This window comes from Cupriavidus cauae (genome assembly GCF_026210475.1).
Taxonomy (GTDB): Bacteria; Pseudomonadota; Gammaproteobacteria; order Burkholderiales; family Burkholderiaceae; genus Cupriavidus; species Cupriavidus cauae.
The window spans coordinates 3,315,382-3,330,158 of sequence record NZ_CP080293.1; the positions used below are offsets into that span (position 1 = coordinate 3,315,382).

The window sequence follows — 14,777 nt, forward strand, 5'->3', positions numbered from 1 at the left end:
TCGCGCGCAGCGCGGCCGGCTCCTCGCGCAGCAGTTGCGCCAGCGAGCGGCCCGCGACCGCTTCGATGACCTGCACATTGAAGATGCGCGTGCCGCTGCACAGCTGCATCGGCACACTGGCCGGCATGCCTCGCCCGCCGGTCAGGCGGCGGTCCAGCGCATGCCATATCGCCTCGCTGCCCGGCGCTTCCGGATCGAACTTGACCCAACAGACCTGCTCGCGCCCTTCGGCCTCGAAGGTGACCGGCAACACGCGGTGCGAGCCCGGCTGACCGGCGGGCTTCGGCAGGACATTGCCCTGCTCGTCGAACAACTGCCGCGCGATCTCGGGCACGAGCGTACGTACGCCGATGGCATGGGACGTCGGAACTCGCACCTGCACCGCATCCCAGGCGGCTCCCCATGCCGCCCTTGCGCTCGCGCTTGCCCCCGCCGCTGCCGCATTCCCCTCGTCGGCCAGCCAGCCATCGAGGCGCGCGCGAAACGCCGCCTGCCGTTCGGCCCATTGCGCGCGCCAGCCGTCGGGCCACGGCACCAGGCCCAGTGCGCGCAGCCGGCCTTCGTTGCCCGCCACCGCGCACAGCGCATCGCGCCAGACGCTCCAGCGCTGCATGGCCTCCTCAGGCGGCACGCCGGCCGTCGCCGCCTCGTAGTGGCGGCGCAGTTCGGCCGCCGGGGCGCGGCGCACCGCCAGCGTGGCGGCAAGGCTCCGCGTCGCCTCCAGCGACAACGTCCGGCCCGCCGCGCCGAGCACGAGCGGATGCAGCGCGGGATCGGCGTCGTCGAGCCGGCGCAGCGCGCGCACGGCCTCGCCGACCGGCCAGGGCGGGCGTTGACCGATGCCCGCGAACGCCGATAGCGCCGCCCGCAGCGGCAGCACCACGCGGTCGTGGACGGCCTGCAGCATGCGGCGATCCGACGGGCTCCATGCCGCATCGGCCCGTTCCGCGCGCCGGTTCGCCTGCAGCTGCAGCCGATAGCGCAGCATCTGTACCGCTGCCATGGCCCAGCGCCAGTCGGCCAGGAATGGCGCCGAGAACCGCTTGAGTGCGTCGAGCCGCGCCAGCGCCGCGCGCGGCGGCGTGTCGGGGTGGCCGGACAGCAGCGACAGCGACGTCAGCGCATGCACCAGCGGGCCGCGATAGCCGTGCTTCAGATCGAGGCCGCCGGCGGGCGGATGCGCCAGCGCGTCGCCGAGCCGCACCATGTCTGCCTGCAGCTGGCGCAGCGCCAGATCCTCGCGCGCGCACAGGCGGCCCGGGTCGTCCGCGCGCAGCGGCACGTCGAGCACGGCCGCCATCGCCGCCGACAGCCGCCGCATCAGCGTGGGCTCGCCATGCGCGAGGCATGGCGTCAGCAACGAGAAATGCAGCCCCTGGTCCGAATCGGGATGGGTGTTGGCGTTGGCCGTGCAGCGCTGGCGCAGCATGTCGGCAAGCTGCTCCGGCGTGCCCGTCCAGGCCAGCGCCGACGCCGCCACCCGCACGCCGGCGTCGACCTCGAATCCGCCCGGCGCCGGCAGCGGATGATCGCCGCCCGCCGCCGTTTCGCCGAGGCTGCAGACGGCCAGGTCGAACAGCCGCCCGAAGTTGGCGAACCATGCCTGCGCGAGGCTGCCGGCCGGTGCGGGCTCGGCCAGCAGCAGCGCATATTCGAAGTCGGAATACGGACTCATGTCGCCGCGGCTCATCGAGCCCAGTCCGACGATGGCGAACGCGCACGGCGGCTCGGTCAGCATCCAGTGCCGGCAGGCGCGCGCGATCTGCGCGACCAGCGCCTTGTAGCGCGCGGTCATCCGTTCCTGCAGTTCCTCGATGGGCAGCGGGGTTTCCCAGTCGCGCAACGCCGCGCGATCGCTCGGATCGGGCAGATCCACATGCGCCAGCTCCGCCGCGGCCTGGGCCCGCAAGGCCTCGAGGCTGTCGCGCAGCGTGCGCCAGACCGGCCGTGGCGGATCGGCGGGCGCCCCCGGCACCATCGATCCACCGCGCAAGGCCTGCGCCATGCGCCGATGCGCGCCGCAGTCGTAGTTCCTGAGCGAGGCCACGCACTCTTCCTGCTCGACGTTGCGCACCACGCTGTCGCACCACGCGGCGCCATGCGCGTGCAGGCCGATCGCGCCGGCCGATTCGGCAAGCAGCAGCACGCGCTGCGCGACGTCGACAAAGTCGATCGCACCTCGGGTGGTCCGGCGCAAGCGGTCCAGCGCCGCGGCGATCGCGATGGACAACTGGCGCGCCGGCAGGGCCTCGCGCGGGTCCTCCTCCGGCGCGAGCGCCATGCCGTGCGCGGCCATCAGCGCCTCCGTGCGCGCCACCGCCTGGAACAGGCAATGCGCGCGCTCCAGCATCCGCAATGGCGCCGCCATCGACGCGCACTGCATGCCGAGGTCGAACAGTGCGGCACGCAGTTGCACCTGCGCGCGCGGCGCCCACTGTGACAGATGCTCGCGCACCATCGCGGCTTCCAGCCGGTCGATCACCGCGCCGAGCTCCCCGGCGAGGCGGCCGCCGGCGGGCAGCAGGCGCCGCGCGTGATGCGCGTAGCAGAAGCCCTCCTTCCAATGGCTGCCGCGCGTCCACATCCGCACCAGCGCCTCGTACAAGGGCACCATGTCGTCCCGGCGGGTATGGTCCAGCGCCGGGTACCGCTGCAGCAGCAGGCGCAAGCAGGACAGGCAGGCCTTGGCGCAATCGGCGCCGGCGTCGCGGTACAGCGCGACCAGCTTGCCAAGCAGCCGCGGCACGCCGACGGGCGGATCGGCCTGCGCGCGCAGCATGCCTGCGATGCCGTGCAGGCCCTGCTGGACCGTCATGCCCTCGTGGTCGTGTGCCGCGCCCTCGTCGCCGCGGTCCTCGTCGACGCGGCCTTCATTGATTCGGCCATCGGCATCGGCAGCCTCGTCCGCGGCGTCGTGCGCCGCGTGCGGGCCGCCGGCACGCAGCGCGCCGAGCACCGCCGGATCGTATGGCACCTGGGCGGCGAGATCGAGCGGCGTCAAACCCTGCCGGTTCCTGGCCTTGCAGTCCGCACCCGCTTCCAGGAGGCAGGTCACGATGACGCGCCAGTCTTCGACGTCGTGGCGCCCCGCGGCACGAACCGCCCAGTGCAGCGACGAGTCGCCGTCGTCGTCGACGGCGCGCGCCAGCGCGGGCATGCCGGCCAGCAGGTCCTTGACCCGCCGCCGGTCGCCGGCGAGAACGGCATCGCGCAGCGCGTCCCGCTGCGTGCCGGGGGAAAGGCCGGCCCCCAGCTGGACCAGCATGCCGATACGTGTGCTGACGGTGGTGAACATGGCGATGCAACCCTCCCGGACCCGCTCCGTTCGATGGATGGCACCGCCTGGCTGCGGGCACCGGCGGCGCAGCGAACGGTAGGCGATGCCCCTGCCGACAACCAGTCGGCGCGGATCATTCGCGACAGAGACGATGCCAAATTCGACAGGGCACGGGGCGCGGGCCGTTAGATTCGGAGCCCGTCCGGTCTCGTCCGTATTGCGTCCACATTGCGTCCGCATTGCGTTCGCGTTCGTCGAGTTCGTTGCGCTCGTATTGCGCTCGTATTGCGTTCGTACTGCGTCCGTATCGCGCGCGCATTGCGCCGGTATTGCGCCGGTATTGCGCCCGTATTGCGTCCCCTCAGCCGGAGAACCGCCATGCTGTCCGTATCCGCTCACAACGCCCTGAGCGCGCGCGCCGACGCGCTGACGCAGCAGATGGCGCAGGCCGCCATCGCGCACCATCCAGTGGTGTCCCCGATCGAGGAACTGGAGCGATGGCTGAGCCGGCGCTCGCAGGTCGTGCATCTTCAGTTGACGCTGCTGCGCGACGATCGGGCCGATGATGCCGACGAAGCGCACTCCGCCGCGCCGCACGCGCAGCAAGCCCTGGCCAGGCGCTATCTCGCCCAACTGGACGCGCTGGCCGCCACGATCGCCGCGCGCTATCGCGAAACCATCGAGGCCCGCATGCCCGAAGCGAGGACCGCCCATGTGGTCGCCGAAGACGGCAGCGGCTTCGTCCGCCTCGACGCCGACGAAGTGGCGCGCCGCGTCGCCCGCTTCGATCGACGGCTCGCTGAAGAGATGGCCGTGCACCGGCGCTTCTCGTTCGGGCCGCCGACCCGGTGGGCAGCCTTGCGTGCCGACCTGGAACACGAGTGGACCGCGCTCGAAGCCATGCTGTGCGAGTTGAAAGACCAGCTCGATGCCTTGAACCTGCCCACGGTCGAGCAGCAGGCACGCGTCGCGCAGGCGCTGGCGCGGCTGCGCGGCGAGCGCCATGCCACGGTGGTCGACGCGGGGCTGCACCAGGGTTGGCTGCAGGCCTGCAGGCAGGGCCGTCTCGACGTGGTGCAGGCGGTGCTGCAGGCCGTGCCGGACGCCGAGCGCAAGGCCTTCATCGACCGGCCCGGGCCGGACGGGTGCAATGCCTTCCATCTGGCCTGCGAGCACCACGAACTCGCGCTCGCCGTGTCGCTGTTGCGGCTGGGTGCCGATCCACACAGGCGCACCGAGCTGGGCCGCCTGCCGATCCAGCTGGCCACGCACGAGGACCAGGGCGAACGCACTCGCACGCTGCTCGCCTGGCTGAAGATCCAGGGCGCCGATCCCCTGGCCCGCGACGACAATGGCCGCAGCGCGCTGAACGAAGCCGCCTATCACGGCAACCGTTCGGCGATCGGCTGGCTGCTCGAACAGGGCGCGAGCCTGGCCGAGCGCGACCGCCAACAGCGCACGCCGCTGCATGCGGCCGCCGCGGCGGGCCATGCCGCCACGGTGACGCTGCTGCTGGCGTGCGGCGCCGACCCGCAAGCGCGCAATGCCGCGGGCGAGCGGCCGATCTTCGAGGCTTGCCGGATGGGACGGGTCGACGCGATGCTGGCCTTTCTCGATGCCGGCCAATGGCTGGACGCGGACGAGCGCCGGCAATTGCAGCAGAGCGGGATGGTCGGCGAGACGGCGGTGGCGCAGGCCTGTGGTGCGCCGCTGCGGGCCGCGCTGGCACAGGCGGTGCCTGCGGTGCACGCCTCCGCCAACGCCGCTGCGGCGGGGGTCTACGGAGCAACGACAGGGAAAGGACTGGCGGAACAGCCGGTGGGAACGGCGGCCGGCACGGGCGCCAGGGTGGCGGTCACGGCCGACGCGGCCTCGAAGGTGGCCGCCGCCGCGGACTCCGCCTCAAAGGCGAGGCAGGGTCCGCGTCTGCCGCCGGCGCTGCGGCGCCTGCGGCAATGGTTCTGATCGCGGCGCGCCCGGGGAGAGCGCGCCGCCCCGCCGCAAGCATCGGAGCAAGCAGCGGGATCGTGCGGCGGCTTACTTCTTGTAGTTCGCCACGCCGTCGGTGATTTCCTTGTGCGCTTCCTCGATGCCGCCCCAGCCCTCGACCTTGACCCACTTGCCGGCCTCGAGCGCCTTGTAGTTCTCGAAGAAGTGCTTGATCTGGTCCAGCGTGTTCTGCGGCACGTCCGACAGGCCCTTCATGTAGGCCGTGGCCGGCGACAGCTTGTCGACCGGCACCGCGACCAGCTTGGCATCGACGCCGGCTTCGTCGGTCATCTTCAGCATGCCCAGCGCGCGGCAGCGCACCACGGCGCCGGCCAGGATCGGGAACGGAGTGATCACCAGCACGTCGACCGGGTCGCCGTCGCCCGACAGCGTCTGCGGAATGAAGCCGTAGTTGGCCGGATAGCGCATGCCGGTGCCGATGAAGCGGTCGACGAACAGCAGGCCGGTTTCCTTGTCGGCCTCGTACTTGACCGGATCGCTCTGGGCCGAGATCTCGATGATCACGTTGAAGTCGTTCGGGATGTCCTTGCCCGGCGGGACGAGATTGAAGCTCATGCGGTTCTCCAGATGCCTGTATTCGGCCGGTATTTGGCCAAGGTTTGACGATGGCCGGCATTATAGCGGCTCGGTCTGACCGGGAACTGACAAGCCCGGGGACGAGCCCGGCGGCCTTGCCGACGCGCTGCCGATGCGTTGCTGACGCTCTGGCGACGCGCTGCCGATGCGCTGCCGATGCGCTGCCGATGCACTGCCGATGCGCTGCCGATGCACTGCCGATGCGCTGCCGATGCACTGCCGACGCTCTGGCGACGCTCCGCCGACGCGCTGCCGATGCGCTGCTGACGCTCTGGAGACGCTCCGCCGGGGCGCTGCCGGCGGCGCGCCCTTGCAGCCGCGCGGCCCGGCTGGGCGATAATGCCGGCTTGGAATTTCAGCCGGAGCATGACGATGCACGCCCAGCACTTCGTTGCCAACCGCCTGATGGCGCCGGATTCCGGCATGCGCATCAAGGTGTTCGACCCCTCCACCGGCGCGCCCTTCGCCGAGATCGCGCGCGGCAACGCGACCGATATCAACGCCGCGGTCTATGCCGCCCGCCAGGCCTTCGATGGCGCCTGGGGCGCGCTGTCCGCCGCCGAGCGCGGCCGCCTGCTGACTGATCTCGCGCGCAAGCTCGCCGAGCACGAGGCCGAGCTGGCCGCGCTCGAGGCGCGCGACACCGGCAAGCCGCTGAGCCAGGCGCACGCCGACGCCCGCGCGATCGCCCGCTATTTCGAGTTCTACGCCGGCGCGGCCGACAAGCTGCACGGCCAGACCATCCCGTATCAGAACGGCTATACGGTGCTGACCGTGCGCGAGCCGCACGGCGTCACCGGCCATATCGTGCCGTGGAACTATCCGCTGCAGATCTTCGGCCGCAGCGTCGGCGCGGCGCTGGCCGCCGGCAACGCCTGCGTGGTCAAGCCCGCCGAGGACGCCTGCCTGTCGCTGCTGCGCGTGGCGGAACTGGCCGCCGAAGTCGGCCTGCCCGAGGGCGCGTTGAACGTGGTGACCGGCTATGGCCACGAAGCCGGCGCCGCGCTGGCGCGCCATCCCGGCATCGACCATCTGTCGTTCACCGGCTCGCCGCAGACCGGCAAGCTGGTCGCGCAGATGGCCGCCGAGAACCATGTGCCGGTGACGCTGGAGCTGGGCGGCAAGTCGCCGCAGATCGTGTTCGCCGACGCCGATGTCGATGCGCTGGTGCCGGTCGTGGTGCGCGGCATCGTGCAGAACGCCGGGCAGACCTGCTCGGCCGGCAGCCGGCTGCTGGTCGAGCGGCCGCTGTACGACGCGCTGCTGGACCGGCTGGCGATGGTGTTCGAGTCGCTGCGGGTCGGCCCCGCCGAGCAGGACCTCGAATGCGGACCGCTGATCAGCCGCAAGCAGCAGCAGCGGGTCTGGGACTTCGTCTCGGACGCGCAGCACGCCGGCATCCCGGTGATGGCGCAGGGCCAGATCGTCGCCGACGCGCCCGAGACCGGCTACTACCAGGTGCCGATGCTGCTGCGCGACGTGCCCGCGACGCACCGGCTGGCGCAGGAGGAGGTGTTCGGCCCGCTGCTGGCGGCGATGCCCTTCGACGACGAGCAGGACGCGATCGCGCTGGCCAACGGCACGCCCTATGGCCTGGTGGCCGGCATCTGGACGCGCGACGGCGCGCGCCAGCTGCGGCTGGCCCGCAAGGTCCGTGCGGGCCAGGTCTTCATCAACAACTATGGCGCCGGCGGCGGCGTCGAATTGCCGTTCGGCGGCTCCGGACAGTCGGGCCACGGGCGCGAAAAGGGTTTCGAGGCGCTATACGGCTTCACCACCCTCAAAACCATCGCCATCCACCATGGGTAATATCAATTTCCTCTCGGTCGCCTTCGCCATCTTCTTTTTCTGGATGGCTTGGCACGTCAATCACAAGCGCGCCACCAATCCGTCGGGCATGCCGCGGCTGCAGGTATTCAAGCGCAAGTGGGGCGAAACGATCGGCGACCGGGTGCACTGGTGCCTGTATGTCGCGCTGCCGTTCCTGCTGGCGCTGATGATGGTGGCCAATGCGCTGCGTGGGCGCGGGCCGTTCTCGGGCTAGGCTGGCCCAGCCGGACGGTGGCGGCGATGGCCACCGTCGGCCGATGCGTTGTGCGGGTGCGGGGATGCGTGTAATGCGTACCTGATGCCTGCCGGACCGTCCCTCAGATCGCCACCATCTCGAAGTCTTCCTTGCGGGCCCCGCATTCCGGGCAGGTCCAGTTGATCGGCACATCCTCCCACTTGGTTCCGGGCGGGATGCCGTCTTCGGGCGCGCCGGCGGCTTCATCGTAGATCCATCCGCAAATCAGGCACATCCAGGTCTTGTATTCCATAGGGTGGTGACGTCTCGATTAAAATTCAGCGCAGATGGTACCGAATCGACGCGCGGCGCGCCACCGGCATCCCGGTATTTGGCGCCGAAATCGATGGCGATTGACGCGGATTGCAGCCGATCGCAGACGGTTCGCGCGAATTGGCGTCCGCACGCCTCCCTCCCGGCGGCGCCCCCTCTCCTCTTCCAGGCAGATCACGACATGTCACGAAACCAGCAGCTTTTCGACCGCGCCCAGCAGACCATTCCCGGCGGCGTCAATTCGCCGGTGCGCGCCTTCCGCTCGGTCGGCGGCACGCCGCGCTTCATCGAGCGCGCCGAAGGTCCCTACATGTGGGACGCGGATGGCCAGCGCTACATCGACTACATCGGTTCGTGGGGTCCGATGATCGTCGGCCATGCCCACCCCGAGGTCGTCAGTGCGGTGCAGCGGGTCGCGGCCGGCAGCTTCTCGTTCGGCGCGCCTACCGAGGCCGAGATCGAGATGGCCGAGGAAATCTGCAAGCTGGTGCCGTCGATCGAGCAGGTCCGGCTGGTGTCGTCGGGCACCGAGGCCACCATGAGCGCGCTGCGGCTGGCGCGCGGCTTCACCGGGCGCGACCTCATCATCAAGTTCGAGGGCTGCTATCACGGCCATGCCGACAGCCTGCTGGTCAAGGCCGGCTCGGGCCTGCTGACCTTCGCCGACACCACGCAGAACGCGCCGTCGTCGGCCGGCGTGCCCGCCGACGTCACGCGCCACACGATGGTGCTCGAGTACAACAACGTCGAGCAATTGGAGCAGGCCTTCGCGCGCCACGCCGGCGAGATCGCCGCGGTGATCGTCGAGCCGGTGGCCGGCAACATGAATCTGGTGCGTGCCAGCGACGCCTTCCTGCAGGCGATGCGCCGGCTGTGCAGCGCCGACGGCGCGGTGCTGATCTTCGACGAGGTGATGACGGGCTTTCGCGTCGCGCTGGGCGGCGCGCAGGCGCACTACGGCATCAAGCCCGACATGACGTGCCTGGGCAAGGTGATCGGCGGCGGCATGCCGGCGGCGGCCTTCGGCGGCCGGCGCGACATCATGGCCAAACTGGCGCCGCTGGGCGGCGTCTACCAGGCCGGTACGCTGTCGGGCAATCCGCTGGCGGTGGCGGCCGGCATGGCGACGTTGAAGCTGATCCAGGCGCCCGGCTTCCACGACAGGCTGGCAGCGCAGACCCGCAAGCTCGCCGATGGCCTGGCCGAGGCCGCGCGCGCCGCGGGCGTGCCGTTTGCCGCGGACGCGGTCGGCGGCATGTTCGGGCTGTATTTCCGCGAGGGCGTGCCGGCCAGCTTTGCCGAGGTCACGCAATGCGATACCGCGCGCTTCAACCGCTTCTTCCACGCGATGCTGGACAACGGCGTCTACCTGGCGCCGTCCGCCTTCGAGGCGGGCTTCGTCGGCGCGCAGCATGACGACGCGATCCTCGAGGCGACCTTCGAGGCCGCGCGCCGGGCCTTCGCGGCGCTGTAACGAGGGCAGAGAGGCGCTGCGGCAAGGCGGTGCGGTGAGGCGCTGCAGTGAGGCGGTGCGGTGAGGCCGCGCAGTGGGGCGGTGCAGTGAGCCCTGCAGCAAGGCCGCGCTTCCCGCCGCTGCCTGTCCGCGCCGGCCCCCTCTCCCAGCCCGCTCCGTGGATGAATCAAGCGGCCGGTGCGCTACACTGGCGTTCCGATGATCCACGGAGTTTCCGATGCGCGCCTTCCTTTCCTCGTCGCCCACCTTCGCTTCGTCGCGGTCTTCCCTGTTGTCGCTGCGCCCCTTGCGCTGGCTGCTGCTGGCCTGGCTGGCGAGCCTGCTGAGCGCCTGCGGCTACAACGACTTCCAGGCCAAGGACGAAGCCATCAAGGCGGCCTGGGGCGAGGTCGTCAACCAGTACCAGCGCCGCGCCGACCTGATTCCGAACCTGGTCAATACCGTCAAGGGCTACGCCTCGCATGAGCGCGAGACGCTCGAGGCCGTGACCAAGGCCCGCGCCACCGCCACCAGCATCCAGGTCACGCCGGAAACGCTGAACGACCCGCAGGCCTTCCAGCGCTTCCAGCAGGCGCAGGGCGAACTGAGCGGCGCGCTGTCGCGGCTGCTGGCGGTCGCCGAGAACTATCCGCAGCTCAAGGCCGACGCCGCCTTCCGCGACCTGCAATCGCAGCTGGAGGGCACCGAGAACCGCATCACGGTCGCGCGCCAGCGCTATATCGCCGCGGTGCGCGACTACAACGTGCTTGCCCGCAGCTTCCCGACCAACCTGACCGCGATGATCTTCAACTACGAGGTCAAGCCGTCGTTCACGGTCGAGAACGAGAAGGCGATCTCGACGCCGCCGGCGGTCAAGTTCTGATCCTCGTGCCGATGACCTTCGCCGCAGGACTTCGGCGCTGGCTGCGGGCAGCGCTGGTGCCGATACTGGTACCCACGCTGGTGCCGATGCTGGCATCCCTGCTCGCGCTGGCCATGCTGCTTGGCGTGGCCGGCGCGGCGCGTGCCCAGGGCGACGGCTTCGTCGCGGTGCCGCCGCTGACCCAGCGCGTCACCGACCTGACCGGCACGCTGGCGCCGGCGCAGCGCAGCGCGCTGGAAAACGTGCTCGCCGAATACGAGCGCACGCGCGGCAGCCAGATCTTCGTACTGATGGTGCCGACCACCGATCCCGAGACCATCGATGCCTACGGCATCCGCGTGGCCGACGCGTGGCGCGCAGGCCGCCAGGGCATCGACGACGGCGTGATCGTGCTGATCGCCAAGGACAATCCGCCCGGCCTGCGCAAGATGCGGCTCGAAGTCGGCCGCGGCGTGCAGGGCTCGCTGACCGACGCGATGTCCAGGCGCATCCTGCAGGACATCATGGCGCCGCATTTCCGCCAGAACGATTTCTATGGCGGCCTCGCGGCCGGCATCTCGGCGATCCAGGCGACCATCGACAAGGAAGGCCTGCCCGGCCCGCAGGCGCGCCGCCAGGCGCAGCAGAGCGGGCTCGCGGACTGGCTGCCGGTGCTGTTTCCGCTGCTGATCATCGCCTTCTTCCTGTTCTCCGCCACGCGCGGACGCCGCCGGCAGATCGTGGTCGGCCGGCGCGGCTGGGATGCCGCCGCAGGCGGCCTCGGCGGGCTGGGAGGACTCGGTGGCCTCGGTGGCGGTTGGGGTCGCCATCATGGCGGCGGCGGTTTCGGTGGCGGCGGCTTCGGCGGCGGTGGCGGCTTTGGCGGTGGCGGCGGCGGCGGCTTCGATGGCGGCGGCGCCTCCGGCAACTGGTAAGGGAACGACATCATGCCTACCCGTTCTCCTTCCCCCGCCGGCGGACTGCGGCGCGCCCTGCGCCATGCGCTGACCCCCGTCTCGTTTGCGCACCGCCACTTCCCGCCCGATGCGCTGGCGCGGCTGCAGCGCGCCGTGCGCGACGGCGAACGCCAGCATCGCGGCGAAGTGCGCGTGGTCATTGAATCGAGCATGCCCGCGATGCAGGCCTGGGCCGGCGTGACGCCGCGCGATCGCGCCCGCGCACTGTTCGCCGCGCTCGAGGTCTGGGACACCGCCGACCACACCGGCGTGCTGCTCTATATCAACCTCGCCGATCATGCGGTCGAACTGCTCGCCGACCGCGGCATCGATGCCCGCGTCGAGCACGAGACCTGGGCCGCGCTGTGCCAGTCGCTGGCACATGGTCTCGCCAGCGATCTGTCGATCGAGCCCGTGCTCGCCACGGTGGCACAGGTCCACGCGCTGCTGGCCCGGCACTTCCCGCAGCACGGCGACGGCAATCCGAACGAGCTCGACGACCGGCCGATCGTGCTGTAACGGGGGGCGCCGCTACCGGCGCTCCCGCCTTCCTGGCGCACCGGCGCACCGGCGCACCGGCGCTCCTGCCCGCGGGCGTTCATGCGCGCCTGCGCCGCGGCGTTCCCGCGTTATGCCGCGGCCGCGCCGCGATACCGCCGCGCGCCCATCCAGTACCAGATCGCGGCCAGCGCCTGCAGCCCGACCAGCACGGCCCATACGGCCAGATGCGCGCGCACCGGATAGCGGCCCGCCACCGCCGGCCACAGGTCCAGCACCATGCCGATGCCGAGCTGGCAGAGGAAGATCGCCAGGAACACCGTCAGCGTCAGCGCGGTGGTCGCGCGCCCGATCATCGCGCCGTCGAACTGGCGCGCCAGCACCGCGTAGGTCAGGATGCCGGTCGAGCCGAACACGCCGTAACCCGACCACAGCAGCCAGGCGGGCAGCGGCGCGCCGGCCATCAGCAGCGCCTGCACCACGATGAACATCGTCATGCCGGCGCCCGCGAACGCGTACAGGCTGACGCCGAGCCGCTCCAGATGGCGCGCGGCCCAGCCGGTCACCACGCAGCCGCCCATCATCGCGAAGCCGATCAGCGAGACAAGCCTCGCGGCCTGGGCCGGCTCCACGCCGCCGACATCGCGCAGGAAGGCGCCGACCCACAGGCTCTGCACCGCGAGGAACACGCCCTGGTTCAGCAGCGTCAGCGGCACCACGCGCCAGAACGGCGCGCTGCGCAGGATCGCCACGGTGCCGCGCCATTGCGCGCCCAGGCTCTCGCGTGCGCCGGGCCGCGCGGCCTCGGGCGCGCCGAACCACAGCAGCAGCGCCATCGCCAGCGTGACGCCGCCCAGGCCCATGCAGACCGCGCGCCAATCCACCAGCGACAACAGCCAGTCGAGCGGCATACCGACGACCACCGCGCCGAGGCCGCCGATGGCCATCACCAGCCCGTTCAGCAGCGGCATGCGCGACAGCGGAAACCACATCGACAGCGCCTGGATCGCGGCGCCGAGGCAGACGGACACGCCCACGCCGATCAGCATGCGCCCCGCCGCCAGCGCGGCCATGCCCTCGCCCAGCGCGAACAGCAGCGTGCCGGCGGCCGCCACCAGCAGCAAGGCCGCCTCGGTGCGGCGCGGACCGAAGCGGTCCAGCAGCAGGCCGGCCGGCAATTGCGCGCAGGCAAAGCCGAGGAAGTAGCAGCTGGTCAGCAGCCCCAGATCGCTGGCCGACAGTCCCAGCTCGCGCGACAGGTACGGCGCGAAGCCGAAATTGACGCCGCGATAGACGTAGGAGACGAAGAAGCCGAGCGAGAAGATCGCCAGCACGCGCCAGCGCAGGCCGTTGGCCGCGGCGGGAAGTCCGGAAGGAGAAAGCGTTGCGGTTGTCATGCGCGGATTGTCGGCGCTCCGGCCCGCCGGCACCAACGAAGAATTCCCGCCCGGATTGTGAGTAAAATTTGACGGCCGACGTTCGATTGTGCCGCTGTCTCCATCTCGGTTTCCTCGATCTCGGCTTCGCCCCTCCCGGTTTCCTCCCTCCCTTCCCTCGACACCATGGCCCAGGTTCCGCATCTTCCACCGCTGCAGGCGCTGCGCGCGCTGGAGGCGGCGGCGCGCCATCGCAGCTTCTCGCGCGCCGCGGAGGAACTGGCGCTGACGCACAGCGCGATCAGCCACCATGTGCGCGCGCTGGAGCAGAGCCTGGGCACCAAGCTGTTCCAGCGGGCCGGCGCCCGCATGCTGCCCACCAGCGTCGGCGCGCGGCTGGCCGAGCGCGTACGCGCGGCGCTCGATGGCCTGCAGCAGGCGCTGAACGAGGCCGGCGGCGAGGGCGAGCAGCCCGCCGTCCGGCTCGAGGTCAGCGTGATGGCGGACCTGGCCAACGCCTGGCTGATCCGGCGGCTGCCCAGCCTGTACGAGGCGATGCCGATGCTGGACGTGCACCTGCGCCTGCATGCCGAGATCCCGCCGCCGGACCCGTATTCGGTGGACGTCGGCATCTGGCACCAGCGCGTCGACCTGCCCGGCTTCGAATGCCACCGGCTGATCGAGGACACCGTCATCGCGGTGGCCAGTCCCGCGCTGCTGGCCCGCTATCCGGGCTTCACGGTGGCCGACCTGCCGCGCCTGCCGATGCTGCGCTTCGCGCTGCGTTCCTGGCGCGACTGGCTCGAGCAGGCCGGCCTGCCGACGAACGAGCCGGAGCGCGGGCCGATCTTCCAGGATGCCGGCATGCTGCTGCAGTCGGCGGTGGCCGGCGTCGGCGTGGCCACGGCGCGCGCGCTGCTGGCCCACGACTATCTGGTCAGCGGCGCGCTGGTGCAGATCGGGCCCACGCGCATTCCGTCGACGCTGCAGTACTGGATGATCTGGCGGGAAGGCCATCCGCACGAAAGCGCGATCCGGCGCATGCACGCGTGGCTGCGGCAGCAGATCGAGGCGTCGCGCGTACCCGATGCCGGCGCCGCCGACTGACACAGCGGCGTATCGGCGACGGGCACCGGGTATTCCTTCGGCGCCGCTTTGTTTCAGGATCGGAACACTTTGGCCAGCCCGCGCAGGGCCATGCCGTAGGCGCACCGCCTACGCCGAATGGATGAGACCGGTCGGCGTTGGCGCCCCGCATGGGCATCGGGCGCCCTCTGCCCGCCCCCGGTGCCCCATGCGCCGGGCCGCCCATCCGGGCGATGCCGCGATGGCGTGGCGTATGCAGGGTTCCGCCTTGCCGTTTCACAGGTGGCACCACGCTGTAAAGCAAACGCAACCATTCGGCATCTCGGCGGACGCGCTGTCACATCG

General features: G+C 71.0%; 11 protein-coding genes and 1 pseudogene. 8 read left to right on the forward strand and 4 right to left on the reverse strand.

Annotated elements, in window-relative coordinates; all coding sequences use genetic code 11:
- Positions 1–1,561: 1,561 nt before the first annotated feature.
- A pseudogene (locus tag KZ686_RS25510) lies at positions 1,562–3,742 on the reverse strand (DUF294 nucleotidyltransferase-like domain-containing protein); the annotation flags it as partial.
- Between KZ686_RS25510 and KZ686_RS14755 the strand changes: the two are divergent.
- Positions 3,656–5,242: an ankyrin repeat domain-containing protein gene (locus KZ686_RS14755; protein WP_265632703.1), complete on the forward strand. Its 1,587-nt coding sequence runs from the start codon at positions 3,656–3,658 to the stop codon at positions 5,240–5,242. The pseudogene KZ686_RS25510 and the gene KZ686_RS14755 sit on opposite strands and share 87 nt — an antisense overlap.
- Before the next feature lie 72 nt (positions 5,243–5,314).
- Here KZ686_RS14755 and ppa read toward each other — a convergent pair whose 3' ends face one another.
- Positions 5,315–5,842 (reverse strand): inorganic diphosphatase, encoded by a 528-nt coding sequence (gene ppa, locus KZ686_RS14760; RefSeq protein ID WP_006577062.1) that lies wholly within the window; start codon positions 5,840–5,842, stop codon positions 5,315–5,317.
- A 393-nt stretch (positions 5,843–6,235) separates the two neighbouring features.
- Here ppa and KZ686_RS14765 point away from each other — a divergent pair, with 393 nt between their 5' ends.
- Together KZ686_RS14765 and KZ686_RS14770 are read left to right on the forward strand one after the other, a co-directional pair.
- Positions 6,236–7,672 (forward strand): aldehyde dehydrogenase family protein, encoded by a 1,437-nt coding sequence (locus tag KZ686_RS14765; protein WP_150083601.1) that lies wholly within the window; start codon positions 6,236–6,238, stop codon positions 7,670–7,672.
- Positions 7,665–7,907, forward strand: a complete 243-nt coding sequence (locus KZ686_RS14770; protein WP_006577064.1) for a hypothetical protein — start codon at positions 7,665–7,667, stop codon at positions 7,905–7,907. The genes KZ686_RS14765 and KZ686_RS14770 overlap by 8 nt, the downstream gene beginning before the upstream one ends.
- Before the next feature lie 103 nt (positions 7,908–8,010).
- Here KZ686_RS14770 and KZ686_RS14775 read toward each other — a convergent pair whose 3' ends face one another.
- Entirely contained in the window at positions 8,011–8,181 is a 171-nt protein-coding gene (locus KZ686_RS14775; protein WP_006577065.1) for a rubredoxin, read from the reverse strand.
- A gap of 201 nt (positions 8,182–8,382) precedes the next feature.
- Here KZ686_RS14775 and hemL point away from each other — a divergent pair, with 201 nt between their 5' ends.
- The 4 genes from hemL (at position 8,383) to KZ686_RS14795 (ending at position 11,991) form a co-directional block, all read left to right on the forward strand.
- Entirely contained in the window at positions 8,383–9,675 is a 1,293-nt protein-coding gene (gene hemL / locus KZ686_RS14780; RefSeq protein ID WP_150083602.1) for a glutamate-1-semialdehyde 2,1-aminomutase, read from the forward strand.
- A gap of 217 nt (positions 9,676–9,892) precedes the next feature.
- Positions 9,893–10,537, forward strand: coding sequence for a LemA family protein (locus tag KZ686_RS14785; protein ID WP_149316919.1), 645 nt, complete (start codon positions 9,893–9,895; stop codon positions 10,535–10,537).
- An 86-nt stretch (positions 10,538–10,623) separates the two neighbouring features.
- Entirely contained in the window at positions 10,624–11,451 is an 828-nt protein-coding gene (locus KZ686_RS14790) for a TPM domain-containing protein (protein WP_265633493.1), read from the forward strand.
- A gap of 12 nt (positions 11,452–11,463) precedes the next feature.
- The gene (locus tag KZ686_RS14795) at positions 11,464–11,991 is read left to right on the forward strand and encodes a TPM domain-containing protein (RefSeq protein WP_226107418.1); all 528 of its coding nucleotides are present in this window, start codon (positions 11,464–11,466) and stop codon (positions 11,989–11,991) included.
- Between the two features lie 110 nt (positions 11,992–12,101).
- Here the strand turns inward: KZ686_RS14795 and KZ686_RS14800 are convergent, their stop codons facing one another.
- The gene (locus KZ686_RS14800) at positions 12,102–13,367 is read right to left on the reverse strand and encodes an MFS transporter (RefSeq protein WP_265632704.1); all 1,266 of its coding nucleotides are present in this window, start codon (positions 13,365–13,367) and stop codon (positions 12,102–12,104) included.
- 165 nt (positions 13,368–13,532) lie between these two features.
- Here KZ686_RS14800 and KZ686_RS14805 point away from each other — a divergent pair, with 165 nt between their 5' ends.
- Positions 13,533–14,453, forward strand: coding sequence for a LysR substrate-binding domain-containing protein (locus KZ686_RS14805; RefSeq protein ID WP_149316916.1), 921 nt, complete (start codon positions 13,533–13,535; stop codon positions 14,451–14,453).
- Positions 14,454–14,777: the final 324 nt, after the last annotated feature.

Coding starts and splice junctions, on each gene's coding strand:
- KZ686_RS14755 (WP_265632703.1), top strand. CDS start 3,656: ATGCTGTCCGTATCCGCTCACAACGCCCTGAGCGCGCGCGCCGACGCG.
- ppa (WP_006577062.1), bottom strand. CDS start 5,842: ATGAGCTTCAATCTCGTCCCGCCGGGCAAGGACATCCCGAACGACTTC.
- KZ686_RS14765 (WP_150083601.1), top strand. CDS start 6,236: ATGCACGCCCAGCACTTCGTTGCCAACCGCCTGATGGCGCCGGATTCC.
- KZ686_RS14770 (WP_006577064.1), top strand. CDS start 7,665: ATGGGTAATATCAATTTCCTCTCGGTCGCCTTCGCCATCTTCTTTTTC.
- KZ686_RS14775 (WP_006577065.1), bottom strand. CDS start 8,181: ATGGAATACAAGACCTGGATGTGCCTGATTTGCGGATGGATCTACGAT.
- hemL (WP_150083602.1), top strand. CDS start 8,383: ATGTCACGAAACCAGCAGCTTTTCGACCGCGCCCAGCAGACCATTCCC.
- KZ686_RS14785 (WP_149316919.1), top strand. CDS start 9,893: ATGCGCGCCTTCCTTTCCTCGTCGCCCACCTTCGCTTCGTCGCGGTCT.
- KZ686_RS14790 (WP_265633493.1), top strand. CDS start 10,624: ATGCTGGCATCCCTGCTCGCGCTGGCCATGCTGCTTGGCGTGGCCGGC.
- KZ686_RS14795 (WP_226107418.1), top strand. CDS start 11,464: ATGCCTACCCGTTCTCCTTCCCCCGCCGGCGGACTGCGGCGCGCCCTG.
- KZ686_RS14800 (WP_265632704.1), bottom strand. CDS start 13,367: ATGACAACCGCAACGCTTTCTCCTTCCGGACTTCCCGCCGCGGCCAAC.
- KZ686_RS14805 (WP_149316916.1), top strand. CDS start 13,533: ATGGCCCAGGTTCCGCATCTTCCACCGCTGCAGGCGCTGCGCGCGCTG.